The organism is Salinimonas sediminis (assembly GCF_003429285.1).
Lineage (GTDB): Bacteria > Pseudomonadota > Gammaproteobacteria > Enterobacterales > Alteromonadaceae > Alteromonas > Alteromonas indica.
Genome location: NZ_CP031769.1, coordinates 3,307,162 through 3,332,055, shown reverse-complemented (window position 1 = coordinate 3,332,055; position 24,894 = coordinate 3,307,162). Strand labels below are relative to the sequence as shown.

Below are 24,894 nucleotides of genomic sequence, written 5' to 3'. Positions count from 1 at the left end.
AGTATGTTTGAATTAATGGATAGTCACGGCGAAGAAGCCGTAATTAAAGTCATCGGCGTTGGCGGCGGCGGTGGTAATGCAGTTGAGCACATGGTGTCTCATAGCATTGAAGGTGTCGAATTTATCGCTATCAACACTGATGCACAGGTACTGCGTAGTTCCAGCGCTGATGTCACCTTGCAAATTGGTTCCAGTGTAACCAAAGGCCTGGGAGCAGGTGCCGATCCAAACGTGGGGCGTGACGCTGCGCAGGAAGACCGCGAAACCATCCGCCAGTCGCTAGATGGCGCGGATATGGTATTTATTACCGCTGGTATGGGTGGTGGTACGGGTACCGGCGCTGCACCTGAGGTTGCTAAAATTGCGCGTGAGATGGGTATACTGACCGTCGCGGTAGTGACTAAACCTTTCCCATTCGAAGGTAAAAAACGCACAACATTTGCTGAGCAGGGGATCATTGAGCTGGCGAATAACGTGGACTCGTTAATCACCATCCCGAATGAAAAACTGCTTAAAGTTATGGGTCCAGGTACCCCATTACTACAAGCCTTCAGTGCAGCTAACGATGTGCTGCGTGGCGCAGTACAGGGTATTGCTGAGCTAATTACCCGTCCAGGCCTTATCAACGTTGACTTTGCTGACGTACGTACCGTGATGTCTGAAATGGGTAAAGCCATGATGGGTTCCGGTGCCGCCAGTGGTCCGGACCGTGCTGAAGAAGCGGCAGAGTCGGCGATTGCCAGCCCGCTCCTGGAAGATATCGACCTGTCGGGTGCCCGTGGTATTCTGGTGAATATTACAGCTGGCCCTGATTTTGCAATAGATGAGTTTGAGACTGTCGGTAATGCTGTTAAAGCATTTGCCAGCGAAAACGCCACTGTTGTAGTGGGTACCGTTATCGATATGGACATGACCGACGAATTGCGTGTAACTGTGGTCGCAACAGGTATTGGCGCTGAGAAGAAGCCAGACATTTCTTTGGTTAGCTCAGAAGGTTCACGCTTGTCAGCCTCTGCCCGCGAGTTTGGTGGTAATCACTCAAGTGAGAGCCGCTCAAGTGTAGGCGGCACAGATGGCAACCAGGCGCTTAAAGCTGATGATGATGTACAGCCTAACAATGACCTGGAATATCTGGACATACCAGCTTTCCTGCGCAAGCAGGCGGACTGATAGTTCAACGGGTTTAGGGAATTGTGGCGCATTGCTGATGTCATAACCCTATGGCATCAGCGCTGTTCTGTCGAAAATGTAAGTTTTTGACACAGGTAAGGTATGCCTGTATAATATGCGACCGCTTTTTGAATAGGTAAAAGCATAAGATGATTAAGCAACGTACAATCAAACGTCCGGTTCAGGAAACTGGTATCGGTTTGCACAAAGGGGAAAAGGTCACAATGACTCTCCGGCCTGCGCCTGCGAACACAGGAATTGTGTTTCGGCGTATTGACCTGGACCCATTTGTGGATATTCCTGCGCGTGCAAATGCCGTGGGTAACACCGTGTTGTGTACGTGTGTTAACAACGAAGACGGGGTGAGCATTCATACCGTTGAGCATTTGGCTTCGGCACTGGCAGGGCTGGGTATCGACAATATTATTGTTGAAGTAGACAGCAATGAGCTGCCTATCATGGATGGTAGCGCAAGCCCGTTTATTTTCCTGTTACAATCCGCCGGTATTGACGAGCTAAATGCGCCTAAACGCTTTATCCGAATTAAAAAACCGGTTCGCGTAGAAGACGGCGATAAATGGGCCGAATTACTACCTCATGATGGTTTCCGGGTTGATTTTGAGATTGATTTTGATCACCCGGTGATCAGCCAGACGCGTCAGAAGATGGTGATGGACTTTGACAGCTGCTCGTATGTAAACGAAGTCAGCCGTGCCCGTACCTTTGGTTTTATGCGTGATGTGGAATACATGAACGCGAATAACCTGGCCTTAGGTGCAAGCATGGAAAATGCAGTAGCGCTGGATGAGTTTAGAATCTTGAACCCTGAAGGTTTGCGTTATGATGACGAATTCCTGAAGCATAAAATTCTGGATGCTGTTGGCGATTTGTATTTGGGTGGCCACAGTATTGTCGGTGAGTTGCGCGCTTATAAAACGGGTCATGGTTTGAATAACAAACTATTGAACCAGGTATTAGCCACGGCCGATGCATGGGAATTTGTTACCTATGACAATCAGGAAGAAGTTCCTATTCGTTATGCAGAGCCTGTGCTGGCGTAAACCCATAAATTAGACTAAAAGCCGCCATCCTATCTGGCGGCTTTTTTGTGTCTGATAGTATACAATCTACTGCCATAGTGGTGCCTAAATAACCATTGCAGGGTGTACGTAACAAACCGGTATAGATCAAAATACCAATCCTATTTGTCCATTGCCCGGAACGGCGGTACACTAATGCTCGATTTTTCCAAGAGTTGTGAAATGAGACTAACCATAAATATCACCGGCAAAACGTTACGCTACCGACGCACCTTTAGTGTGCGCACACTGGTCAGCTTAACGGTGCTGTCGTCTTTATTTATGCTGGTATCCAGCCGTTCTACTGATTCGGTCAATGAAGACCTCGCCCGCATTGCGCTGGCACAGCAGGCTAATGAGGCTGATAACGCAGAACTGGCTGAGCTAAAAGCGGGTACCCAGGCTCAGTTACAGGTGCTTATTACACAACTTGCTCAGCTGAATGCACAGCTGTCCGGGCTAGACAGCCGGGGAAAACAAATTGCAGAACAATTAGGGATGAAGGCGCAAGATTTAGACGTCTTTATTTCAGATACCGATTCGCAACCGATGGATAATGAACCCTTACTGGAACAGATGCAGGCAGTGCAGGTATCGTTGGACGATAAAGCCCGCCAAATCGCTATGCTTGAAAGTCTGGTATCCGGGCACCATATCCATCAACAAAGCCAATTGTCGGGAAGGCCGATAGAGTCTGGATGGTTGTCTTCTTATTACGGTATGCGCGCAGATCCATTTACCGGAACCCCCGCGATGCACAAAGGACTGGATTTTGCTGGTTCGGCTGGGGACGAGGTGGTTGCCACCGCCGCAGGTATTGTTACCTGGGCAGGCGATCGCCATGGCTATGGCAACCTGGTTGAGATTGAGCACAAAGACGGGTATATCACCCGTTATGGGCATAATCAGTCCATCGAGGTTGCAATAGGCGATGTAGTCACTAAAGGCCAGGCTATTGCCCTGATGGGAAATACTGGCAGGTCTACAGGCGCACATGTGCACTATGAAGTAATAAGAAACGGCCAACCGGTAGATCCTCTCCCCTTTACCCGCAATTGATAAGAAACCCCGGCGTCTGTTAACAATAACAGTCAGTACGGAATAAGATGTTAGGGTGACCAGTACAGTGATTATCACTGGGGTGTCATTTTTCTAAACCAAAGGTGCAGGCCCTCGTTTGGCTGCCTTATCAGTAGTGGAAATAGCAACGTAATGTTTTCAAGCGTCCTGAGAAAAGTGTTCGGTAGCCGAAATGACCGACTAATAAAAAAATTAAAAAAATCTGTCGATGCCATTAACGGTCTGGAAAAGGAATTTGAGGCGCTTTCTGATGAACAGCTGAAAGCCAAAACGGAAGAATTCAGAAAACGCATAGCTGATGGCGCTAAGCTTGACGATTTACTCATAGAAGCTTTTGCTACCGTCCGTGAAGCCAGTAAACGGGTATACGGCATGCGTCACTTTGACGTGCAAATGCTGGGTGGGCAGGTATTGCACCAGGGCCACATTGCTGAAATGCGTACCGGTGAAGGTAAAACCTTAACCGCGACGTTACCCACCTACTTAAACGCGCTTTCTGGTAAAGGCGTACACGTGGTGACAGTGAACGATTATCTGGCGCGACGGGACGCTGACTGGGCGCGTCAGCTGTTTGCTTATTTAGGCATGACAGTAGGCTGTAACGTGCCGGGTATCCCGCCACAAATGAAGCGTGAAGCATATCAGGCTGACATTACCTACGGCACGAACAATGAATTTGGTTTTGATTACCTACGCGATAACATGGCCTTCAGCCCGCAAGACCGTGTGCAACGTGAACTTAACTTCGCTGTGGTGGATGAAGTTGACTCCATCTTAATTGACGAAGCCCGGACCCCGCTGATTATATCGGGCGCAGCAGAAGACAGTTCTGAGCTGTATCGCAGTATAAATACGGTTATTCCTGAGTTGGTACAGCAGGAAAAAGAAGATGAAGAAGGCGCCCACGGCGATGGCGACTATACCGTTGATGAAAAAGGCAAACAAATTCATCTGACTGAACATGGTCAGTTGCATGTTGAGGAAATATTGCATCGCCAGGGTATTTTGCCAGAAGGTGAGTCGCTGTTTGATGCTGGCAATATCTCGTTACTGCATCATATTAATGCCGCCCTGCGAGCCCATAAACTTTTCCAGAAAGATGTCGATTACATCATCAAAGATGACCAAATCGTTATCGTTGACGAACACACCGGCCGTACCATGGACGGTCGTCGCTGGTCAGAAGGGTTACACCAGGCTGTCGAGGCCAAAGAAGGGGTGAAAATTCAGAATGAAAACCAGACCCTGGCCTCCATTACTTTCCAGAATTACTTCCGTTTGTTTAACAAGCTGTCAGGGATGACGGGCACGGCCGACACCGAAGCCTTCGAGTTCAATCATATCTATGGCCTGGAAACAGTGGTTATTCCCACTAACAAGCCTATGGTGCGTAAGGATATGGCTGACCTGATATACATGACCGTAGAGGAAAAGTACGAAGCGATTGTGGCAGATATCAAAGAATGCGTTAAACGTGGTCAGCCTACCTTAGTAGGAACGGTGTCGATTGAAAACTCTGAACTATTGTCGCGAATCCTGAAAAAGGAAAATATCAAGCATAAGGTGTTAAACGCCAAATTCCACGCTCAGGAAGCAGACATTATCTCTGATGCGGGGCGTCCGGGCGCAGTAACCATTGCGACCAACATGGCCGGTCGGGGTACCGATATTGTGTTGGGTGGCAGCTGGCAGGCGGAAGTAGAGAAACTTGAGTCGCCTACCGAGGCGCAAATAGAGAAAATCAAAACAGAATGGAAACAGCGTCACGATGCGGTCCTGGAAGCCGGTGGCTTGCATATCATAGGTACTGAGCGTCATGAGTCACGTCGTATAGATAACCAGTTACGGGGCCGCTCAGGCCGTCAGGGTGATGCCGGTTCAAGCCGTTTCTATTTATCGCTGGACGATGCGTTGATGCGTATTTTCGCCTCCGAAAAAATGGCCGGCATGATGAAGCGTCTTGGTATGGAACGCGGTGAAGCAATTGAACACCCATGGGTCTCCCGCGCCATCGAAAATGCACAGCGTAAGGTTGAGGGACGTAACTTTGACATTCGTAAACAGTTACTGGAATACGATGATGTGGCTAACGACCAGCGTAAAGTGATTTACGAGCAGCGTAACGAACTGCTGGACGAAGGGGATATCAGCGAGACTATTCAGGTTATTCGCCAGGATGTGGTTACCGGTGTAGTAGATGAATACATCGCCCCTCAGTCGCTGGAAGAAATGTGGGATGTCAACGGCTTACAGGAACGTCTGAAAGCTGACTTTGCTGTAGATTTACCCTTGCAGGAATGGCTTGATAATGACGACAAGCTGTATGAAGAAAAGCTGCGAGAGCGTATTTTAGAAGAAGTGGAAAGCGCCTATAAAGCGAAAGAAGAAGCGGTGGGTGAACAAGTATTACGGCAGTTTGAAAAGGCCGTGATGCTACAAAATCTGGACAGTCACTGGAAAGAGCATTTGGCGGCGATGGACCATTTGCGTCAGGGGATCCATTTGCGCGGTTATGCGCAGAAGAACCCTAAGCAAGAATACAAACGCGAGTCTTTTGAGCTGTTTTCCCAAATGCTGGAAGCATTGAAACTGGAAGTGATTACCGTACTGAGTCGCGTTCAGGTGAAAGAAGAATCTGATGTGGAAAAAGTGGAAGAACAGCGCCGTCAGGCGGATGATGTGCCAAAGAATTTTGAGCACGAAGAAACCACACCCGAACCAGAACCTCGCGAGGGTCGGGTACAAACCGCTTTACGTGATGGCCCCAAAGTAGGCCGCAATGACCCATGCCCTTGTGGCTCGGGTAAAAAGTACAAGCAGTGCCACGGTAAGTTGAGCTAATGCAACATGTGCTGGTAGCCGTGGGCATTGTGCTTCGCCAGGGCCAAACTTTTATTACCCTACGCCCTGATGATAAGCATCAGGGCGGCAAATGGGAATTTCCGGGCGGAAAGGTGGAAGCCGGTGAAACCACCTTCGCTGCGCTCAAGCGTGAACTTGATGAAGAAATAGGCATTGAAGTAAAGCACTCTACGGCGTTTATGCGGATTGAGCATGACTATGGAGATAAACAGGTGACCCTGGATATCCATATTATTGATGACTTTAGCAATGAACCGTATGGTCGCGAGCAGCAACAAGGACGGTGGGTAGCCATTGACGCATTGCAAAGCTCACAGTTTCCCGCGGCGAATGCCCTTATTGTGGAAAAGCTGCAGCAATCAGATTGGTTGGCGGTATAACGCAGTACACAGCCGGTGCGGGGTATTAGCATGTACGTTGCGATAAACACATTTTAAATATGTCTGGTAGTAAGCGCGCAGGCGCTAATTACCTAAAAAAGACCAGCCAAGCGGCTGGTCTTTTTTATTAGCAAATGGTGGGTAGGCGAACCATCCGGTAGCTTAGCTAGCGCTGCGTTTTGTTACCTTAAGCCCTTGCAGGTTAAGGGGGTTATAAAGGTAAATAAACTATCAAAACAGGGCTACAGTGCTTATAGGGTTACCAGGCTGGCGGTAGCAAAGGCCACATGTAATCTGGCATATGCTGCTTCATTAATAAAGTGCGGATAGGTAGGCGACTCGCCTTCCCATACTATCTCACTGCCATCAAAGCACTTAAAAACAGGTTGACCGGCCAGCAGCGGCGCAAAGTCAGCATCTTGTAGCTTATGGTGAATCATCGCACTACGCTGGCCATTGTCTTCCAATGGAAATGACACTTCATGGCCCAACCGGTATACCTCACACTCCGGCAATGTCGCGGTTTTACCTTTGTTATAGGCCAGACAAAAGCCTAACAGGACATGAGCGAGCGCCTCAGTAAGTTGGTATACCTCTTCTTTAAGCACGCCTTGGGGTTGGCCGCCTACCTCAATCATCACGCCACGTTTACCGGTAGTACATAAATAGCCATGCTCGCTGACCGGCTTTTCGTCTTCCAGCAAAATATTAGCTTCGGGCATATGCTGTTTGACATAGCGTGCCATCTGCACATGAAATTCATCTGCGCTGAGGATAATAAGCGTGGCACCCATAGCACTGGTCGTATTGTGAATATCAATAACCAAGTCAGTTTTTGACTGCCCTTTAGGGCCTAACTGCTGGTTAAGTTGGCGGGCCAGTACGGCTTCTTTTGCTGCCGACTCATTCGACAACCGCGCCGGGGTGAACTGCCGGTTAAGATCTTCATCCATAAAGCGCACATTGGCTTGTATTGCGGCATCATTAGCCAGCATACACGCAACCGATAATTCGCCGTATTGTGCTGGGATACCCCACTTTTGCCAGTTGCGTAATAATTGAATGCCACTGGTTTCATTGCCATGGGTGCCACCCACAATGGCTACAGACTGAATCATAGTTATTCCTTAATGTTTAAAGAAATCGTCAGGTTGCTGGCTGAGCATGGCTTCAATTTCTTCAATATCCACAGCATCAGGGCTGGCGTCCGGTGACTGTTTAGCCGCCGGTATAGTACGTTCCTCACTGGCCCACTCACCAAGGTCAGTTAACTGACATTTTTTGGAACAAAATGGGCGATATGGGCTAAGTTCAGCAGACCACTCTACTGACTTAGCGCAAATGGGGCATTTCACAATCATGTTGGTCGTCCTGTAACAAGAATATAAGACGGGAGTCGTTATTTTGGGCGGCCGGTATGGGTTACACGAAACGTAATTTGGCGTAGTAACCCTTAATACAGCCGGGCTAAGGGCTGCTTATCAGCAAGCCGCCAACGAAAAACTAATATCGTCATCCACTGAGCTACTCTTTCCTGGTTCAGGGGTGAACCACATAAAGCGCAGAGCATAACGGTATTTGTTGCCGCTTAAGTTTGGATAATAGCCTTCATCAACAGTGCAGCGAACCCGGATAAGTTCGTTTTTATCTTCGGCTACGCCCTGATAAAAGCCATTGGTGGCATTGAGGGCGCGAAACTGACCGCGTTCGCGCAAAAACGACAAACAAATCGCAATGGCTTCTTCGACATTCACCAAGGTGAGCATCCAGCTTTTCATCGTGTCCTGACGGCTTTCGCCTGGCTGACCCAGCCAGTAATGCAGGTTTGGTAAATCAAAACTGCATGCGCCCCCGGGGATCGCAAATCGTTGGCGGATAGCACTTAAAAATTTGTCCTCTTTAAGCTCGGTACCAAATTTTTTGCAGCTTTTGAGTTTGTCACGCAAATTGACGATTGAACGCAAGGTGTTTTCCAGCGCGCTGCTATCTATATTGGGGTGCTGAGACCAATACACCAGATTTTTTTCATGGGCATCCAGATCCTTCACAATGTCAGTGCGAATATCAATGCGTTCGAACAAATCCAGCAAGGTAAACAACTGGTCGAAAAAATACATTTGCAGTTGAGCAGAAGGAGCTGAAGCGCCGCTTTTTAATTGCGCGATTAACTGTTCAATGCGCAGGTAATTTCGCACTTTTTCTTTGAGTGGAAATTCGTAAACGGTGTCAGACATGTATTTCCTCGTTATAGCTACTTTTAAGCACTAAAACGTAAAAACACAAAAATTTCAAGTAAAACGGCTTTATGGTGCCTTGCTCAAGGCCAGATACTGTTTATGTAACAGGGCGACCTGGTTAGCAATAGCCGACAATTCACCACTGTTATCAATGATATCGTCAGCGCATTGTTTTCTCTGCGTACGTGATGCCTGGGCGCGCATAATATTTTTAATTAACTCTTCGTCGCTGCCATCGCGCCGCATGGCGCGTTTCAATTGTAATGCTTCAGGGCAATCCACCACCAGTACGCGTTGGCACATTGCCGTGAGTTTATTCTCAATAAGTAACGGCACTGCTAAAATACAGTAGGGATAATCGGCTGCGGCTATCTGGCTAAGCATTTGCTCGCGGATAGCGGGGTGGGTGAGGTTATTTAGCCAGGCTTTTTCGGTTTCGTTATTAAATACCCGAGCGCGCAGGGCGGCCCGGTCTAGCTCGCCGGACGGGGTTAATATGTGCTCGCCGAAGTGGCTGACTATGTTTGCCAGCGCGGGGGAGCCTGCCGCGACGACTTCACGCGCTACAATATCAGCGTCGATAACCGGTACACCGAGCGCGGCAAAAGCGTCGCTTACCGCCGTTTTACCACTGCCAATACCCCCGGTTAGCCCCACCACCATACTCATAATAAAACCCAGTTCAGATAGGCATCTATAATAGGCTGTTTATACAGTAGGGTAAGTAAACCTGCAACGGCCAGGTAAGGGCCAAACGGAATCGCCAGGTTGGTGTCTTTACGCTGGATAAGCATGAGGGCTATACCGACAATGGCGCCCACCAAAGAGGATAAGATAATAATTACTGGTAGCCCTTGCCAGCCAACAAAAGCGCCTAATGCCGCCAGCAGTTTAAAATCGCCATAGCCCATGCCTTCTTTACCGGTAGCCAGTTTGAACAGCCAGTACACCGACCATAAACTCAAATAGCCTGCTGTGGCCCCAATAATGGCGGTGGTGGAATCAACAAATACCTGTTGGGTACTGACCAGTAAACCTAACCACAGCAGGGGCAGGGTAAGCTGGTCGGGTAAGAGCATTTTATCCAGGTCAATAAGCAGCAGCGGAATAATAAACCAACATATCACTATAGCTACCATGGCCTGGACGCTTACCCCAAAATGCCAGGCCACCCAGGTACAAAGTAAGGCAGTGGCTAGCTCTACTAATGGGTAGCGTAGGGAAATAGCGGTTTTACAGCCGGCGCAGCGGCCCTTAAGCATAAGATAGCTAATAACCGGTATATTTTCCCAGGCGCGAATGCGGTGTCCGCAACCCGGGCAGGTACTATCAGGCTTAATTAAATTGAACGGTTCGCTATTATTTGATGCGGCCATAGCAGGCGTGGGTATTTCGTCAGAAGCCGTTGTACTTGCGGCTGAGCCCGGCGTTACCGCAGAAGAGGACGCAGACGTGTTAACAGGTTGGGCTGCAAAATAAGCTTCGAAGTCAGCTTTAAATTCCCGCTCCATTATAATGGGCAGGCGGTATACCACCACATTTAAAAAGCTGCCGACCAGCAGGCTAACAACAAATACCAGGCCTAAATAAAACACGGGGCTGGCGTAGCACAATTCAATTAAGGCATTCATGATTTTATAGCAGCATTATTATTGTCGTTTTACAAATAGTAAGTGTGCCAGCGCCACTGCACCAGCACAATCAAGGCTATGTTAAAGGGGCGTTGTCGCGTGCGCTGTTTTTAAGCCAATTCACTTCCACCAGCGCTCTCGCAACCATAGCTTTTACAACCCTCGCTCCCGCAAACATCGCGCTCGCAAATAAAGCCAGATTAAATAAAGCCAACGTTAACACTGTGTGGGTCATCGGCGTATGAAGCAAGCAGCGTATGAAGCCAGCCACACTGTTAGCGCACTTTGCGCATATCGGGTTTCTGGCGTCTTTGCCCGAAGGATATATAGCAGTTACATAGCACTTATAGAGCACTTATAGAGCACAGAGATAGCAAGTTATACAGCCGCGTACGGTTTGGCTAAACCACATTACCCATTTGGAATATAGGCAAATACATGGCCACAATTAAGCCGCCTATTACCACGCCCAGCACAGACATAATCATTGGCTCGAGCAGGCTGGTGAGGCCGTCTACCATATCATCTACTTCTGCTTCATAAATGGTGGCGACCTTGCTTAGCATTTCATCAACCGCACCTGACTCTTCGCCGATTGCCACCATTTGGTTCACCATATCCGGAAATACATTGGTGGCGCGCATGGCGGTGTTCATTTGCATACCGCCCGCTACTTCTTTTTTAATAAATAAGATGGCATCGCGATACACCGCATTACCGGAAGCCCCGGCAGCAGAGTCCAGCGCGCCAATCAGCGGTACCCCGGCCGAAAAGGTGGTAGACAGGGTACGGGTAAACCGGGCAATAGCGGCTTTTTTCAGTATTTCGCCAATTACCGGCAGTTTTAAGGTCAGCTTGTCTACATTGTCACGTAATTTTTTTGATTTGCGATGAGCCCGAACAAACAAAAAGATAAACGCAGCAATACCTATTGCCACAAATATGCCGTAATCCTGCATACCCCGGGATATGGCCAGTACAAACTGGGTAAACGCGGGTAATTCGGCGCCAAAACTTGAAAAGATTTCTTCAAACTGGGGCACCACAAATATTAGCAATATTGTAGTAACAATAAATGCCACTACGACTACCGCAATAGGGTAGAACATGGCTTTTTTGATTTTACTTTTAAGGGCTTCGGCTTTTTCTTTGTAGGTTGCCAGCCGGTCAAAAATGGTTTCCAGCGAACCCGACTGCTCCCCGGTATGCACCAGGTCGCAATACAAATCATCAAAGTACAGGGGGTGTTTACGTAAGGAGTTAGATAACGGGGTACCCGCGCTGACATCATCAGCAATGCTGTTCAGTAATTTACGCATTGCCGGCTTGCCATGGCCCTGGGCTATCATTTGCAGCGACTGTAATATGGTCACGCCGGCGCCCAGCATCGTAGCAATCTGGCGGGTCAGCACTGAAATATCGGCCGCGTTGATTTTTTTACCGCCGCCGAATAAGGATTTTTGCTGTTTTTTAACTTTATTGGCAGAAATGCCCTGGCGACGCAGCAGATTTTTGGCTTCTGCCAGGCTTAAGGCAGAAATTTCTCCTTTACGGCTACTACCATGACGGTCTTTTCCTTGCCAATCAAATACAGCTGCAGTTTTTGACATAATCTATACTCTGAAGAACGAAAAAACCCAGCTATTGCTGGGTTTTTATAGTCAATGTCTTAACAAAGAGCTGCTTCACCACTTGGTGCGCCACAGGTCTCGGCCCAAGTAATTACGCCATTTGCTAATGTACCTTTAAGATCGTAGGTATACGCTGCATCGAGAGTACCCTTAGGAACAACTGAAATCGTACCTTCAGTTGCTGACGCAGAAGCCCATTTAACAGATTTAACCAAGGCTGAAGGGTCCTCTACATCTGCAGGAACACCACCTTTACCCGCACCGCATGAGTCCGCCGCAAGTGTATTTTCAGTCTGTGCACAAACTTCAATTGCTGTTTTATGGGCCTGAGTAGCCATAATTACTTCAGAGAAACGTGCTTTCTTCGTATAGTTCTGATACGCAGGCAAGGCCACGGCCGCCAGAATGCCGATAATCGCAACTACGATCATCAGTTCGATCAGAGTAAAACCGTCTTGTTTTTTTGCAGGGCTAAATTGTTTCATCGTTGTTCTCCGGGTGCGTATAGGACGCTAATTTAAAAAGTTGCTATTTAGGTTAGATTACTAATCAAAGTTACGTTTTATACCTGGTTCGTCCTTGTCACTCCCCCGGTACTTGAAGCCAAGTATAGGAAAGAAAGTGTCATTGACAAGTATTTGAAAGTATACTTATGTGTAGGTTCTGCCGGAGTAAGAAAGGTGGGGTGGCACGTTTACATTAACCTTTAAACAGTGCCAAAAAGGTATTTAAATCATCCTGTTAGCCGTTTTCTAACGTTACACGTAAAGACAAATCTATCGCCTGGACATGTTTGGTCAGGGCACCGGAAGATATAAAATCAACCCCTATTTTCGCCAGCGATTGCAACCTTTCATCCGTAACATTGCCAGACACTTCCAGTTTACTTTGCCCTTTATTTAAGGCTACTGCGCTTTCGATCTGTTCGTTAGAAAAGTTATCAAGCATTACAATATCTGCGCCAGCTGTAAGGGCTTGCTGTAATTCTTCGAGGTTTTCAACTTCCACTTCAACCGGTTTATCGGCGTGGGTGGCTTTTGCTTTAGCCACCGCTTGCGCAATCGAGCCACAAGCAAAAATATGGTTCTCTTTAATTAGGTATGCGTCAAACAACCCAATCCGATGGTTGGTGCCACCACCACAACTGACCGCATATTTTTGTGCTAAACGCAGCCCAGGCAGGGTTTTTCGGGTATCTAAAATGCGCGTCGGCGAGCCTGCCAACAAACTTGCATAATAAGCGGTAACCGTTGCCGTGCCAGATAGCGTCTGCAAAAAATTCAGGGCGGTACGTTCGGCAGTTAAAATACTGCGGGCATTACCTTGCAGGCTTACCAGCGTGGTGTTTGCAGTAACGACATCGCCATCGGCCACATGCCAGGTAAGCTCAACATTTGCATCAATCAGCGCAAATGCCTGGGTAACCCACTGCACACCACAGATAGTGGCAGCTTCACGGGTAATAATGGTAGCGCGGGCGAGTTTATTCGCGGCAATTAAATTGGCGGTAATATCGTTATCGGGTGCCAGGGTACCGCCTAAGTCTTCCATTAAGGCGGTGCGAACCTGCTCCATAATATCCTGGGTTGGTAACATAGACATAAGGCGTTGTTGCTCGCTGTAAGGTAGTTATCAAAGGGTGCGCAATATTAACCAATCTTCACGCTGAGTAAACTCTAACTGGCGTAAAACACTCATTCCCAGCAAAATTTGCCCTTCGCCCAGCCCCGAGTTCAGGTTAGCGTTAATGTTATGCAGGGTAATATCGCCGATAGTGAGGGTGTCGATACGGGTTTGTGCTACCCGCACTACACCATTGGCCGTTTGCGCCATCGCGGTTCTGCCGGCCGTCAGGCCCAGTTCGCTTTGCATGCTGGCGGGTATGGCGACATCGGTAGCGCCGGTATCCACCAAAAAAACCACTGGCGTACCATTAATGGTACCGCTGGTTACATAATGGCCCTGACGATTTTGTTTCAACCGCACCTCAGTCTGGCCATCGATCCGCATTGACTGCGGTTCACGATTAGGATTTTGCTGTTTGTCCAATACATCGGTAAACAACAGGGTAAGTAACCCAAGCCCGCAAATCCAGGCCAGAATAAACATCCACTTACCCATCGACTTTTCACTGCTCATGACTACCTGAAACTCTCGCTAATGCTACATTGATACCAGCGCTGGTCTTCTCGCGGGTATGGATTATAAAAACGCCGCGGGACATATCTGGCCCCCTGGCTGTCTAAGGCTATCGTACCTTTACTGCCACATACCGCGGCAATACTTGTACCTGGGGTAGGGTAGTGTCAGAATTTAGCATAACAACCCTTTGTTCACATTATGGTGCTTATTGTGGAGTATTTCCCCCACGCTATCCGTAAAGCCTCACCGTTTTACGATGAACGCCCGGCCGAGACTGCCATATCGTTATTGGTGATCCACAATATTTCTTTACCGCCGGGTGAGTTTAACACAAAGGGCATTGAGCAGCTTTTTACCGGAAAGCTTAACCCCGCTGAGCATCCTTTTTATCAGCACATTGCCGGGCTTGAAGTGTCTGCGCATTGTGTGGTGTACCGCGATGGTCGGATAGAGCAATATGTGCCTTTTACCCAGCGCGCCTGGCATGCCGGAGCATCGCAGTTTCAGGGGCGGGCACGATGTAATGACTTTGCCATCGGCATAGAGATGGAAGGTACTGATGACATGCCCTATACCGAGGCCCAGTATGGCAGCCTGCTTCAGCTAAGCCAGGCCATTATCGCCGCCTTTCCGGCTATCACCTGCGGGCGGGTGGTGGGCCATACCGATATTGCGCCAGGGCGCAAAACTGATCCGGGCCCGGCTTTTGACTGGGCGCGCTACCGCCAGGCGCTATTTGCCTGAAAACTAAATCACCTCTAAAAGCGCTCTATTTTGCCAACCAAACCAGGCGCCAGTGCATTGCACAAACGCCTCAATGGAGCGCTAAACCAGCCATAGGATATGATTCACTATGATGCTTATCAGCTTACTCATTGCGCTGTGTATCGACCGCTACTACCGACGTGGTAAAAAAGGGTATTTAGACTATTACCTGGGGGCGTTTAATCGCTATCTAATAGGTAAACAGCTTGTTCAAGGTAAACAGCAGGGACATTGTAAGCCCGCAGACGGCGACTCCCTGGCTGCGCCAGATGCGGTCAACCCTGCTACCACGCCACAAGTTATGACTGAAGCAACGCAACCTGCGAACGGGCCATCCGCTAAGGTGCATACACAGCCGCATCAACATAGCCAGGCTGGCTATCGGTCTCAGCTTATCGTGCTGTTAGCCCCCGCTCTATTGATAGGGGGTACACTGCTGATAGCTGATACCGTGTTGTTCACCTTTGTAGTACAAACCCTGGTACTTACTTTAGCGCTGGGGATGGCGGGCTTCAGGCATACCTTTCGCTGTTTTAAAGATGCTTGTAAGCGGGGCGATACCCAGGCTGCTTATTTGTACGTGAGCATGCTGACCCAGCGCCAGCCCGCCGGGGAAAGCCCGGATACCTGTATGGCCAAAGCAGTCCTATGGCTAAGTTATCGCTATTATGCCACCATTATTATTATCTTCGCCGCATTAGGCGTGCCCGGTGTATTGATATATTGCACTGCGCGGATGCTGGCAGGGGATGATTGCCACCAGCAGCCGGTTTCATTAGCTTCCCGCTGTTTACATATAGTAGATTTTATTCCGGTTCGGATTACCACGTTGGGCTTTTTGCTGGTAGGTCATTTTTCCCGCGCCGCGGGGGCCTGGCTAAAAGGTGTCGGTCAAATCTCCCTTAGTGCCCAAGCTTATCTTATTGCCGTAGGACAGCGGGCCGAAGAACTTGAGCAGCATAAGAATACGTTGTGCACCGATGGCGCCGTACAATTGGCCAAGCGGAATATGGGGTTGTTAGTCGTTGCCAGTGCTGTGCTCACCCTTACTGGCGTATTGATTTAACAGGCTTATTTAGGTTTTTGCGGGCCAGCGCTATGGTGGGTATTGGTCATTCGGTTTAATAGTGGCGCTGTATCACTCATGTTAATACCTCGTCAGACCAGTTTTAATATGTGAAATATATCAACAAAATCAATGTTTATGCTTAACAAACATGAAACCTTTTTGGTCACCCATTTAGCAGGGTATTTACCTGCGTTTTAAACTGCCTTACACTGTATAGGTAAAATGGTATGACCAATAGGCGGGGTAAACATCAAGGTGTTTACAAAATAACCCGCAGGGTTTGTCTGAACTGTTAAAGGATACGCATGCAGCAGGGGCGCAAAAAGTTGTCTGATGTCATCACCGAACAACTGGAATCAATGATTCTGGATGGGTCGTTGCTGGCTGGACAAAAACTGCCACCAGAGCGTGAGCTGGCGACCCGGTTTGATGTTTCGCGGCCATCTTTGCGTGAAGCTATCGGTAACTTACAGGCGCGGGGATTGGTCGAGCGTAAACAGGGTGGCGGCACGTTTGTAAGTAAAAGTTTAAATGCTGCATTGCTTGATCCCCTGATGGCGCTTATCAGTCGTCGCCCGGAAACGCAGTTTGACCTGTTAGAGTTTCGACATGCACTGGAAGGTATGGCAGCCTATTATGCAGCGCTGCGTGGCCAACCAGAAGATTACCAGGCGTTGCAGCAGGCGTTGGACGAGTTGCCCGTGCCAGCAAAGCAAGATAGTCAGCATGGTCTGGCCGCTGCTTTGGGTAAGTTTTATATCATTATGGCCCGCGCTTCGCACAATATGGTGCTGTTACACGTAATGAGCACCATGCAGGCCATGTTGGTAGAAAATATTGAACGAAATTTGGAAATGCTGGCTCAACATACTGACGTTGCCGCGGATTTATCCCGTCAACGCGCAGAAATTGTCGCCGCCATTGCCGACAGAGACCCAGAAAGCGCGCGACAGGCATGTAACGCGCATCTGGCATTTATAGAAAAAACCTTACTGGCTATTAACCAGCGCGACAGCAGAGTACAGCGTGCGTTAAGACGCCTGGAAATTTAGCGGCGAAAGCCAATAAAACACACGCACGCCTGAAGTCGTTAGGCGCGTAAATAAGAGGTAAGCCATTACGGCTTGCTGAAAGTACAACATAATTTAGCTATACCGTCCTCCACCGGTTTGCGGTGCTGTGGATGGATTTCTATATTAAGCAAAAATAGGATGGCACCATGACTGAAATGATGCACCAAGATGTGGATCCGCAAGAAACACAAGAATGGCTGGAGTCGTTAGAGTCAGTTTTAGAAGAAGAAGGTATTGAAAGGGCTCACTTCTTATTAGAATCATTAATTGAGAAAGCACGCAGAAATGGTGCCCACTTACCCTATGATGCAACTACCGCGTATTTAAATACTATCCCGCCAGGGCAAGAACCTACGATGCCGGGCGATCAGACCATTGAGGGTAAAATACGTAACGCCCTTCGCTGGAACGCGCTGATGATGGTATTGCGAGCGTCTAAAAAAGACCTCGAGCTAGGCGGCCATATTTCAAGTTTTGCCTCTTCAGCAATGCTGTATGATGTTGGTTTTAACCACTTCTTCCGCGCACCAAATGATAAAGACGGTGGTGACTTCCTGTTTATTCAGGGCCATGTATCTCCGGGTATTTATTCGCGCGCTTATCTTGAAGGGCGGTTATCAGAAGACCAGTTAGACATGTTCCGTCAGGAAGTCGATGGCGAAGGTTTGTCTTCTTATCCGCATCCAAAGTTAATGCCTGATTTCTGGCAGTTCCCGACGGTATCAATGGGCCTGGGCCCCATGCAGGCGATTTATCTTGCCCGTTATCTGAAATATTTGACCAACCGCGGCCTGAAAGATTGTTCCGAACAGCGCGTATGGTGTTTCCTGGGCGATGGTGAAATTGATGAGCCGGAAAGCTTGGGTGCCATCGGTCTTGCCTCACGCGAAGGCCTGGACAACCTGACATTTGTAGTGAACTGTAACCTGCAACGTTTGGATGGCCCGGTACGCGGCAACGGCAAAATTATTCAGGAGCTGGAAGGCACCTTCCGCGGCGCTGGCTGGGAAGTCATTAAAGTTATCTGGGGACGTTACTGGGATCCGCTACTGGCCCGTGATAATTCCGGCAAACTGCTTGACCTGATGAATGAGACGGTCGACGGCGAGTATCAGAACTTTAAAGCCAAAGGCGGCGCGTACACGCGTGAGAAATTCTTTGGTAAATACCCTGAACTTAAAGAAATGGTCTCCAATATGTCAGATGAAGATATCTGGCGTTTGAACCGCGGTGGTCATGATCCGGTTAAAGTCTATGCGGCTTACGATCGCGCTACAAAAACCGAAGGTCGCCCTCAGGTTATCTTAGCTAAAACGGTTAAAGGCTATGGCATGGGTGCCGCTGGTGAAGGTAAGAACATTGCCCACCAGGTGAAGAAAATGGATACCGAAGCGGTTAAAGCTTACCGTGATCGGTTCAATATTCCGGTATCAGATGAAAGCTTGTCTGACTTGCCGTACTACAAGTTTGATGAAGACAGCGAAGAGATGAAATATCTCAAAGCGCGTCGCGAAGCATTGCATGGCTTTATGCCACGGCGTCTGGCGAAAAGTACAGAAGACTTACCAGCGCCTGATCTTAAAGCATTTGAGGCCGTTACCAAAGGCTCTGGCGATCGTGAAATCTCGACGACCATGGCCTTTGTCCGTGTACTGACTGCCATGCTCAAAGATAAGAAAATTGGTAAGCGTGTGGTACCGATTATTCCGGATGAAGCGCGTACTTTTGGCATGGAAGGTCTATTCCGTCAAGTGGGGATTTATTCCTCACAAGGCCAGAAATACGAGCCACAGGATTCTGACCAGGTAGCGTATTATCGCGAAGATACCAAAGGGCAGGTTCTGCAGGAAGGTATTAACGAGCTTGGCGCCATGGCGTCCTGGCTGGCTGCGGGTACCTCGTACAGCACTAACGACTTGCCGATGATTCCGGTATACATTTACTACTCAATGTTTGGCTTCCAACGTGTTGGTGACCTGGCATGGGCGGCTGGCGACTCTCAGGCGCGCGGCTTCCTGGTTGGCGGTACAGCCGGTAGAACAACCCTGAATGGGGAAGGTCTGCAGCATCAGGATGGTCACAGCCATACGCAGGCAGCATTGATTCCTAACTGTATATCTTACGACCCAACGTATGGTTTTGAAATTGCGGTTATCATGCAAGACGGTCTACGTCGGATGTTTGAAGAACAGGAAGACGTGTTCTACTACCTGACCGTGATGAACGAAAATTACAAACAGCCAGAAATGCCTAAAGGCGTGGAAGAAGGCATTGTAAAAGGCATATACCTGCTTGATACCGTGGGTGAAAGTGATAAGAAAGTGAAGCTGTTAGGCTCGGGTACGATTTTGGAGCAAGTGCGTGAAGCCGCTACCAAACTGGCCGAAGACTATGGCATTGAAGCTGAAGTGTATAGTGTTACCTCGTTTAACGAGCTAACCCGTGATGGTCTGGATGTGGATCGCTACAACATGCTTCACCCTGATGGGCAGGCTCGCACACCGTACATTACCGATGTTCTTAACAACGGTAATAATGGTCCTACGATTGCCGCCACAGATTACATTAAAAACTATGCTGACCAGGTACGCAGTTTTGTACCAGGTAGCTATCGCGTACTGGGTACTGACGGTTTCGGGCGTTCTGATAGCCGCGCTAATCTGCGTCGCCACTTTGAAGTTGATGCTGCGTATGTTACTTACGCTGCATTGTATGAACTTTATAAAGCCGGCGATCTGGATGCGAAAACGCTGTCTCAGGCCATGCAAGACCTGAACATCGACCCAGAAAAAGTTAACCCACTGTACGCGTAAGCACAGGAGAGACCGCAACATGGCAGATATTAAAGACGTACTCGTACCGGATTTAGGTGAAGACGAAGTAGAAGTCATAGAACTGTGCGTGGCAGAGGGTGATGAGGTTGACGCTGAAGACTCTCTGGTTACGGTAGAAAGCGATAAAGCCAGCATGGATGTACCAGCGCCGTTTGCCGGCAAGGTGAAAGCGCTGAAAGTGAAAGTTGGCGATAAAATTTCCCAGGGCGATTTGTTAGCGCAACTGGAAGCGGCTGGTAGCAGTGATGAAGACAGCGACAGCGACAGCGATGCTGCCGCTGCACCACAGCCAAAGCCGGAAGAAGCGGCGCAAGACAAGGCCGAGGCACCTGAGCAGGACGACCAGCCGGCGTCGGGCAATAGCCAATCTGGTGGCGGTAGCTCCACTATTGAAGTTACCGTGCCGGACATTGGTGATGCCGCCGAAGTGGATGTTATCGAAGTATTGGTCAGCGAAGGTGATAGCGTAGAAGCTGAAGACGGACTGATTACGCTGGAAACCGATAAAGCTACCATGGATGTCCCTTCACCGCAGGCCGGTAAAGTGGTTAGCCTGAAGGTAAAAGAAGGCGATAAGGTCAGCGAAGGTTCGCTGGTACTGACCTTGGAAGTGGCGGGTGAAGCATCGGCCGACGATAGCGCCGCGGCGCCAGCCGACACCACTACCACTGACAGCAGCAGTGATAACGATGCCCAGGCAGCAGCTGACGACGATGCAGACGCAGGTGAAGAGCAGGAAATCGAAGTCACTGTGCCGGATATTGGTGATGCTGAAGATGTTGAAATCATTGATGTCTTGGTGGCAGAAGGTGACACCATTGAAGCAGAAGATGGCCTGATTACCCTTGAAACCGACAAAGCCACCATGGATGTACCGGCGCCTAAAGGCGGTACAGTTACTAAGTTGCTGATTAAACAAGGTGACAAGGTATCTAAAGGCTCGAAAGTGCTAATGCTTAAAGTCCAGGGGGCCAGTAAGCCTGCCGCCAAACAGGACGATAAGCCTGCAGCCAAGCAAGAAGCACCCAAAGCACAAGCCGCACAGGACTCTGGTCGGCCTAAGCCGCCGCCGGTGCCGCATCATCCGTCTGCCGGTGAAAAGCAGAAATCAGCCAAAGTGCATGCTTCACCGTCGGTGCGCCGTTTGGCCCGTGAGTTTGGTGTAGACTTGACTGAAGTATCGGGTAGTGGTCCGAAAAATCGTATCTTGAAAGAAGATGTGCAGTCTTATGTGAAATACGAACTATCGCGGCCTAAAGCGACCGCCGGATCAGTAGGAAAAGGCGAAGGGGGTGGTTTACAAGTGATTCCACAACCTAAAGTTGATTTCTCGAAATTTGGTGAAGTGGAAGAAGTACCGCTTAGCCGTATTCAGAAATTGTCGGGCCCTAATCTTCACCGTAACTGGGTAACCATACCCCACGTTACTCAGTTTGAAGAAGCCGATATTACTGAGGTTGAAGCGTTCCGTAAGCAGCAAAACCAGATAGCTGAAAAGCGTAAGCTGGGCTTTAAAATCACGCCGCTGGTGTTCATGATGAAGGCAGTGGCAGATGCACTTAAAGCTTACCCGCTGTTTAATACTTCACTTTCTGAATCGGGCGAGTCTTTAATTCAGAAAAAGTATTACCATATAGGTATAGCAGTAGACACACCAAATGGCCTGGTTGTGCCAGTGGTTCGTGATGTTGACCAAAAAGGCATTCACGAATTGTCTAAAGAGCTGATGGAAATTAGCCTTAAAGCCCGTGACGGCAAGCTGAAGTCTGCAGATATGCAGGGTAGTTGTTTTACAATTTCCAGCTTAGGTGGCATTGGTGGAACAGCGTTTACGCCAATTGTAAACGCGCCGGATGTGGCTATTCTGGGTGTCTCTAAGAGCGAAATGAAGCCGAAGTGGAATGGCAAAGACTTTGAGCCACGCCTGATGCTGCCGTTGTCGCTGTCTTACGATCACCGGGTTATTGACGGTGCCGTAGCAGCCCGGTTTGCGGTGCACCTTAAAACAGTGCTCGAAGACCTGCGCGAAATGCTGTTGTAGAAACACGCAAAAAGGGGAGCGTAAATCGTCTCCCCTTTATGTTTTTGCAGGCAAATAGCAAGCACGGCTTTACAGGGCTAACCAGCCCTAGTTAAACTTCTTAACGCATTATTTTCAGATATTTGACAAATTTGAGGTCACGATGAGCGAAATTAAAACTCAGCTAGTTGTATTGGGCGCAGGACCAGGCGGTTATTCTGCTGCTTTTCGCGCTGCCGATATGGGCGTAGAAACCGTTATTGTTGATGCCAGAGAAACACTGGGTGGGGTATGCCTGAATGTAGGTTGTATTCCTTCAAAAGCCTTGCTTCACGTGGCCAAAGTCATGAAAGAAGCAAAAGCACTGTCGGCGCACGGCGTTAGCTTTGGCGAGCCTGAAGTTGATTTAGACAAACTTCGCGATTACAAAGACTCGGTAGTGGGCCAGTTGACTAAAGGTCTGGCCGGCATGACCAAAATGCGTAAAGTTAAGCACGTACGTGGTCATGGTCAGTTTACCGGTGCCAATACGCTGGAAGTTGAAGGCGAAGACGGCAAAACCACTATTCAGTTTGAAAACGCTATTATTGCTGCTGGTTCCGAGCCCGTATCTTTGCCTTTCATCCCTGAAGATGATCGCGTGATTGATTCTACCGGCGCATTGGAAATGAAAGATATTCCAGAGAAAATGCTGGTGCTAGGCGGTGGTATCATTGGTTTGGAAATGGGTACTGTGTATCATGCACTGGATTCTAACATTGACGTGGTTGAGTTTCTTGACCAGTTGATTCCGGCAGCAGACAAAGACATCATGAAAGTCTTTATGAAAGAATATAAAGACAAGTTCAATGTTATGCTGGAAACCAAGGTAACTGATGTAGAAGCGAAAGATGATGGCTTGTATGTTACTTTTGAAGGCAAAAATGCCCCCGCAGAGCCAGTTCGTTATGACAAAGTACTGGTTGCTGTAGGCCGCAAGCCAAATGGTGCAAAAGTGGGCGCAGATAAAGCCGGCGTGAAAGTAGATGACCGCGGCTTTATCAATGTGAACAAGCAAATGAAAACCAATGTTGAGCATATTTTTGCTATCGGCGATTTGGTTGGTCAACCTATGCTGGCGCACAAAGCAGTACACGAAGGCCATGTGGCAGCAGAAGTTATTGCAGGCAAGAACCATTACTTTGACCCACGCTGCATTCCTTCAGTTGCCTATACTGAGCCAGAAGTTGCCTGGGTTGGTCTGACCGAAAAAGAGGCCAAAGAACAAGGCGTGAGCTATGAAGTTGCTTCATTCCCGTGGTCAGCTTCTGGCCGTGCGATTGCTTCTGATGCAACCAATGGTTTGACTAAGATGATTTTCGATAAAGAATCTGGCCGGGTAATTGGTGGAGCAATGGTGGGTACCAATGCTGGTGAAATGTTGGGTGAAATTGGTTTGGCCATTGAAATGGGCGCGGATGCGGAAGACGTTGCATTAACCATTCACGCACACCCCACGTTGAACGAATCCATCGGTTTGTCAGCCGAAATCTTCGAAGGTAGCATTACCGATATGCCTAACCCTAAAGCGAAGAAAAAATAATCTGTCGGCTTTGGCCTATTTTTCGGGCCTCGACATGATATAAAAAACCCCCGCGGCTGTTTACCAGTAGCGGGGGTTTTTAGTTAGTGGCATTAGTGACCTTAGCAGCAAATATAGCCCGGCACGCAGACGGTTTACCTAGACAGCCTGCCAGACGCCATTTGCCCTATAAGTGCGACGACATGATAGCCTTCGGCTCGATGGCCAGACGCTCACTGGCCTGGGTAATACACTCGTGATGATGTTGTGCCCGCGCCTGGCGTAACGCATCTTCACAGTAGCCTTTTCGGCAACATTCGCTTAATAACGTCTCATGCTGAGCCACGCGTTCGTGAATAATTCTGACCACGTGCTGGCGCAGCCATTGTAAGCCAGGATCGTGGTCCTGGCGCTTATGCCACAACAATGATACTGGGGTTGGCGGAATTTCCACCGGGCTTTCAAACACCGCAAGTTGCTTAGAAAAAATTTCTCGCTCCAGCACCATGGAGGGGGCCACACATATTAAATTGGTTTGCTTAAGCAAGCTGGGCACGTTGAAAAAATTATTCACCGACATCGCCACGCGCCGTTTTTTGCCCAGGCTTTGTAAAGCAATATCAGAAGGACCGGTTACATCGCCCGTCAGCGAGACCAGCAAATGGTCTGCTTCAACAAACTGGTCCAACGTAATTTGTTCTTTTGCCAACGGGTGGTCAGGGCGCATAACCACTACATAGCGGGGATCGAGTAAATGCTCGGACCTGATCACACTGTCAGCTTGGGTATACTTAGACACCGCTAGTTCAGCTTCTGCCGCTTTAAGTATATCAGCCGACTCAATAGTGGGATTGGGAACGGCATACACATTGATACCCGGCGCTTCGCGTTCGATAACCTGACGCAATGGCCCCCAAATGATATTCACAAAGGTATCGGTAGCGGCAATACGAAAGGTGCGGCTAGCGGTTGCGGGATCAAACTGATGGGGGTTAACCGCATCTTCCAGCGCACTGAGTGGCGTTTGAATCTGGCTCCACATATTTTTGGCAAATGCGGTGGGCTGGATGCCCCGGCCATCTTTAACAAAAAGCTCATCGCCCCAGGCTGCCCGCATACGCGATAACGCATTAGAGACGGCTGGCTGGGTCATGGCTAACCGATCTGCAGCACGGGTTATTGCGCCTTCTGTCATGATAGCGTCAAAAATCATCAATAGATTCAGCTCTTGTGGTCGCACGCGGACGCTCCTTTTTGTAGGTATATTGTTAATGTAATATATATTACCTCAAATGATGTATTGCATACAAAAAGATAATTATTTTTATTTTAGTATCTCTGCATAATAGCACCCTGTTAC

21 protein-coding genes are annotated in these 24,894 nt (G+C 48.7%); 11 read left to right on the top strand and 10 right to left on the bottom strand.

Translation table 11 applies throughout. The features are described from left to right. Window positions 1-3: 3 nt before the first annotated feature. The 5 genes from ftsZ (at window position 4) to mutT (ending at window position 6,571) form a co-directional block, all read left to right on the top strand. Entirely contained in the window at window positions 4-1,170 is a 1,167-nt protein-coding gene (ftsZ, locus tag D0Y50_RS14680) for a cell division protein FtsZ (protein WP_108567547.1), read from the top strand. A gap of 149 nt (window positions 1,171-1,319) precedes the next feature. Continuing rightward, complete coding sequence (gene lpxC, locus D0Y50_RS14675) at window positions 1,320-2,231, top strand: UDP-3-O-acyl-N-acetylglucosamine deacetylase (RefSeq protein ID WP_108567548.1); 912 nt, start codon at window positions 1,320-1,322, stop codon at window positions 2,229-2,231. Between the two features lie 201 nt (window positions 2,232-2,432). Further along, window positions 2,433-3,308 carry a M23 family metallopeptidase gene (locus tag D0Y50_RS14670; protein ID WP_108567549.1) on the top strand — a complete coding sequence of 292 codons (876 nt, stop codon included), beginning with the start codon at window positions 2,433-2,435 and terminating at the stop codon, window positions 3,306-3,308. A gap of 153 nt (window positions 3,309-3,461) precedes the next feature. Then, a complete protein-coding gene (secA, locus tag D0Y50_RS14665; RefSeq protein ID WP_117317636.1) occupies window positions 3,462-6,170 on the top strand; it encodes a preprotein translocase subunit SecA in 2,709 nt (902 codons plus the stop codon). After that, complete coding sequence (gene mutT / locus D0Y50_RS14660; protein ID WP_108567551.1) at window positions 6,170-6,571, top strand: 8-oxo-dGTP diphosphatase MutT; 402 nt, start codon at window positions 6,170-6,172, stop codon at window positions 6,569-6,571. Before secA ends, mutT begins: the two co-directional genes overlap by 1 nt. Window positions 6,572-6,822: 251 nt before the next feature. On the opposite strand, the gene D0Y50_RS14655 is transcribed toward mutT, so the two are convergent. The 9 genes from D0Y50_RS14655 to D0Y50_RS14615 all read right to left on the bottom strand — a co-directional run bounded on the left by D0Y50_RS14655 (window position 6,823) and on the right by D0Y50_RS14615 (window position 14,209). Then, the gene (locus D0Y50_RS14655) at window positions 6,823-7,689 is read right to left on the bottom strand and encodes an aspartoacylase (RefSeq protein WP_117317634.1); all 867 of its coding nucleotides are present in this window, start codon (window positions 7,687-7,689) and stop codon (window positions 6,823-6,825) included. 9 nt (window positions 7,690-7,698) lie between these two features. After that, window positions 7,699-7,932 carry a DNA gyrase inhibitor YacG gene (gene yacG, locus D0Y50_RS14650; RefSeq protein WP_108567553.1) on the bottom strand — a complete coding sequence of 78 codons (234 nt, stop codon included), beginning with the start codon at window positions 7,930-7,932 and terminating at the stop codon, window positions 7,699-7,701. A gap of 120 nt (window positions 7,933-8,052) precedes the next feature. Further along, window positions 8,053-8,805, bottom strand: coding sequence for a cell division protein ZapD (zapD, locus tag D0Y50_RS14645; protein WP_108567554.1), 753 nt, complete (start codon window positions 8,803-8,805; stop codon window positions 8,053-8,055). A 69-nt stretch (window positions 8,806-8,874) separates the two neighbouring features. Beyond that, the gene (coaE, locus tag D0Y50_RS14640; protein WP_117317632.1) at window positions 8,875-9,477 is read right to left on the bottom strand and encodes a dephospho-CoA kinase; all 603 of its coding nucleotides are present in this window, start codon (window positions 9,475-9,477) and stop codon (window positions 8,875-8,877) included. Continuing rightward, window positions 9,474-10,439 carry a prepilin peptidase gene (locus D0Y50_RS14635; protein WP_117317630.1) on the bottom strand — a complete coding sequence of 322 codons (966 nt, stop codon included), beginning with the start codon at window positions 10,437-10,439 and terminating at the stop codon, window positions 9,474-9,476. Before D0Y50_RS14635 ends, coaE begins: the two co-directional genes overlap by 4 nt. Before the next feature lie 401 nt (window positions 10,440-10,840). Next, a complete protein-coding gene (locus tag D0Y50_RS14630) occupies window positions 10,841-12,049 on the bottom strand; it encodes a type II secretion system F family protein (protein ID WP_117317628.1) in 1,209 nt (402 codons plus the stop codon). A gap of 59 nt (window positions 12,050-12,108) precedes the next feature. Next, window positions 12,109-12,555 carry a pilin gene (locus D0Y50_RS14625; protein WP_117317626.1) on the bottom strand — a complete coding sequence of 149 codons (447 nt, stop codon included), beginning with the start codon at window positions 12,553-12,555 and terminating at the stop codon, window positions 12,109-12,111. A gap of 256 nt (window positions 12,556-12,811) precedes the next feature. After that, window positions 12,812-13,672 carry a carboxylating nicotinate-nucleotide diphosphorylase gene (nadC, locus tag D0Y50_RS14620; protein WP_117317624.1) on the bottom strand — a complete coding sequence of 287 codons (861 nt, stop codon included), beginning with the start codon at window positions 13,670-13,672 and terminating at the stop codon, window positions 12,812-12,814. A gap of 30 nt (window positions 13,673-13,702) precedes the next feature. Continuing rightward, window positions 13,703-14,209: a retropepsin-like aspartic protease family protein gene (locus D0Y50_RS14615; RefSeq protein WP_117317622.1), complete on the bottom strand. Its 507-nt coding sequence runs from the start codon at window positions 14,207-14,209 to the stop codon at window positions 13,703-13,705. A gap of 201 nt (window positions 14,210-14,410) precedes the next feature. On the opposite strand from D0Y50_RS14615, the gene ampD reads away from it, so the two are divergent. The 6 genes from ampD to lpdA all read left to right on the top strand — a co-directional run bounded on the left by ampD (window position 14,411) and on the right by lpdA (window position 23,555). Further along, entirely contained in the window at window positions 14,411-14,956 is a 546-nt protein-coding gene (gene ampD, locus D0Y50_RS14610) for a 1,6-anhydro-N-acetylmuramyl-L-alanine amidase AmpD (RefSeq protein ID WP_108567561.1), read from the top strand. Between the two features lie 109 nt (window positions 14,957-15,065). Next, a complete protein-coding gene (ampE, locus tag D0Y50_RS14605; RefSeq protein ID WP_108567562.1) occupies window positions 15,066-16,043 on the top strand; it encodes a regulatory signaling modulator protein AmpE in 978 nt (325 codons plus the stop codon). A gap of 308 nt (window positions 16,044-16,351) precedes the next feature. Beyond that, window positions 16,352-17,098 carry a GntR family transcriptional regulator gene (locus D0Y50_RS14600; protein ID WP_108567563.1) on the top strand — a complete coding sequence of 249 codons (747 nt, stop codon included), beginning with the start codon at window positions 16,352-16,354 and terminating at the stop codon, window positions 17,096-17,098. A 167-nt stretch (window positions 17,099-17,265) separates the two neighbouring features. After that, window positions 17,266-19,932, top strand: coding sequence for a pyruvate dehydrogenase (acetyl-transferring), homodimeric type (gene aceE, locus D0Y50_RS14595; RefSeq protein WP_108567564.1), 2,667 nt, complete (start codon window positions 17,266-17,268; stop codon window positions 19,930-19,932). A gap of 19 nt (window positions 19,933-19,951) precedes the next feature. After that, a complete protein-coding gene (gene aceF, locus D0Y50_RS14590; RefSeq protein WP_108567565.1) occupies window positions 19,952-21,994 on the top strand; it encodes a dihydrolipoyllysine-residue acetyltransferase in 2,043 nt (680 codons plus the stop codon). A 142-nt stretch (window positions 21,995-22,136) separates the two neighbouring features. Next, window positions 22,137-23,555, top strand: coding sequence for a dihydrolipoyl dehydrogenase (gene lpdA, locus D0Y50_RS14585; protein ID WP_117317620.1), 1,419 nt, complete (start codon window positions 22,137-22,139; stop codon window positions 23,553-23,555). Between the two features lie 166 nt (window positions 23,556-23,721). Here the strand turns inward: lpdA and D0Y50_RS14580 are convergent, their stop codons facing one another. Beyond that, window positions 23,722-24,774: a LysR family transcriptional regulator gene (locus tag D0Y50_RS14580; RefSeq protein WP_108567567.1), complete on the bottom strand. Its 1,053-nt coding sequence runs from the start codon at window positions 24,772-24,774 to the stop codon at window positions 23,722-23,724. Between the last annotated feature and the right edge of the window lie 120 nt (window positions 24,775-24,894).